General features: G+C 44.6%; 2 protein-coding genes and 1 pseudogene. All 3 read left to right on the top strand.

All coding sequences use genetic code 11. The features are described from left to right. Window positions 1-314 precede the first annotated feature (314 nt). Entirely contained in the window at window positions 315-1,373 is a 1,059-nt protein-coding gene (locus Q7P41_RS04925) for an NAD(P)-dependent alcohol dehydrogenase (RefSeq protein ID WP_303882621.1), read from the top strand. 124 nt (window positions 1,374-1,497) lie between these two features. Beyond that, window positions 1,498-1,743 (top strand): glutaredoxin domain-containing protein, encoded by a 246-nt coding sequence (locus tag Q7P41_RS04920; protein WP_303882618.1) that lies wholly within the window; start codon window positions 1,498-1,500, stop codon window positions 1,741-1,743. Window positions 1,744-1,770: 27 nt separating this feature from the next. After that, window positions 1,771-2,242: pseudogene (locus tag Q7P41_RS04915) on the top strand (glucose-6-phosphate isomerase); the annotation flags it as partial.

The following is a 2,242-nucleotide window of genomic DNA, read 5'->3' as shown; positions in this document are numbered from 1 at the left end:
GATAGTATAATACTACCGAATTTTATTTAAAAGACGTGGACTCTTTTTGATAGAAGGTTTCTACGTCTTCTCTGGCCTTAGATTATAGTTTTTCTGCTTGCATTTGGCATTCCTAATTTGATATTTCCGATCTTGCTTTCCTGGGGTTCGAGCAAATGTTTATTTTCTCATAGTAACATTTCCCTATCCGTTTATGTGGTGATAATATTTCAGCCTCGTGTCAAATATTTTGGCGCTTTCGTTGACAAGCAAAAGATTATCAAATTATAATTACAAACTATCGTTAAGAATCAGGCGCTGATGGAGGTGCTATTATGAAAGGATTTGCAATGCTTGGGATTGGAAAAGTTGGTTGGATTGAGAAGGACAAACCTCAGGTTGGTCCTTACGATGCTCTGGTTAGGCCGTTAGCAGTTGCGCCATGTACGTCGGACATTCACACTGTATTCGAGGGCGCGCTCGGTGAGCGTCAAAATATGATCCTGGGTCACGAAGCAGTGGGGGAGGTTGCGGAAGTTGGAAGTGAGGTAAAAGATTTTAAACCAGGCGATAAGGTAGTAGTTCCAGCAATAACTCCCGATTGGCGAAGCATCGAAGTTCAAAGAGGTTTTCCTCAGCATTCAGGCGGTCCTTTGGCTGGCTGGAAATACTCAAACATCAAAGACGGTGTTTTTGGAGAGTTATTCCACGTCAATGATGCCGATATGAATTTGGCGATTTTGCCAGAAGACATACCTCTGGAATCAGCCGTAATGATAACCGATATGATGACTACCGGGATACACGGGGCCGAACTTGCAGACATCGGCATAGGTGATACTGTGATTGTATTTGGCGTAGGACCGGTAGGACTTATGGCAGTTGCGGGAGCCAGGTTGCGCGGGGCATCTCGTATCTTGGTTACCGGTACTCGCCCAAAATGCGTAGAAGTTGCCAAACTCTACGGCGCGACACACGTGATCAATTACAAAATAGCTCCCGTGGATGAACAGGTTCTCGAAATAACAAACGGGGCAGGAGTAGACGTGGCTATTATTGCTGGTGGAAATCCTGATACTTTGGCGACCGCAGTAAAAATAACAAAACCAGGGGGAAACATTTCAAACGTCAATTATTTTGGAGAAGGAGATATACTTCCCATCCCACGCCTTGAATGGGGTTGTGGCATGGCACATAAAACTATTCGAGGAGGGCTTTGCCCAGGCGGACGGCTAAGGATGGAAAAACTGATTGAACTTGTACGGTATGGTCGCGTAGACCCGGGAAAACTTGTGACGCATGTTTTCAAGGGTTTCGATCGTATCGAAGAGGCCCTCATGTTGATGAAGGATAAACCAAGGGACCTCATTAAACCGGTAGTGCTTATCCAATAACCTTACAAATATTTTTCGTGGACCTGGCATAGCAGAGTCGTTGCGCTTTTTTTCGTATTATGGTATAGTTTTTTCGCTTATGTTTGGTATGCCTAATTTAATATTTTCGAGGAAGGTGTAAACTATGAAAGTCAAGGTTTATAGCACGCCTGCGTGTCCCTGGTGCACAAGGGTCAAAGAATATTTACAGGAACTGGGAGTAGACTATGAGGAGATAGATGTCAGCAAAGATAGGGCAGCCGCTATGGAAATGGTAAGACAGACTGGTCAAATGGGGGTACCCGTTACCTTTGTTGGCGATAAATTCATTGTAGGTTATGATCCTGAGGCCATCAGTGAGCTTTTGAAAGAAAATGACTTGTTAGATTAGCACGAAGCTCGAAGGGGGGAGTGCGCGTTGGATGAGCTTTTAAGCGTGAGCGTGGGTGGAGCCTTTACGAGCGGAAATCATCCGGTCAAAGTTGAAGACATTGACAGCTTGTCTCAAAAGATCGAAGAGACAGATGTTTTTTTGCGTAAAAAAGGCAGAGATGATGCAGAAGGATTTGGGTGGATCAACTTGCCCTATCAGAACCTGACGGAGATAATCGAAACAGGTCGTTGGCTCTCCAAGTTTGATACAATCGTTCAAATTGGCATAGGAGGCTCTGCTTTAGGCAACAGGATGCTCATAAACGCGCTTCTTCCCCCTTTTTATAATGAACTTGAAACGCCTTTAAGGAAAGGACCAAGATTTTATTTATTGGAAAATTCGGATCCCGTAACCGCGACCGCGATGTTGGACAGGCTTGATTTGTCAAAGACCGTATTTGTTGTGGTCAGCAAATCCGGCAGCACTACAGAAACCATCGCACACTTCCTTTGGACGT

The sequence above is a fragment of the Acetomicrobium mobile genome (genome assembly GCF_937920065.1).
This window is presented reverse-complemented; position numbering and strand designations above follow the sequence as displayed.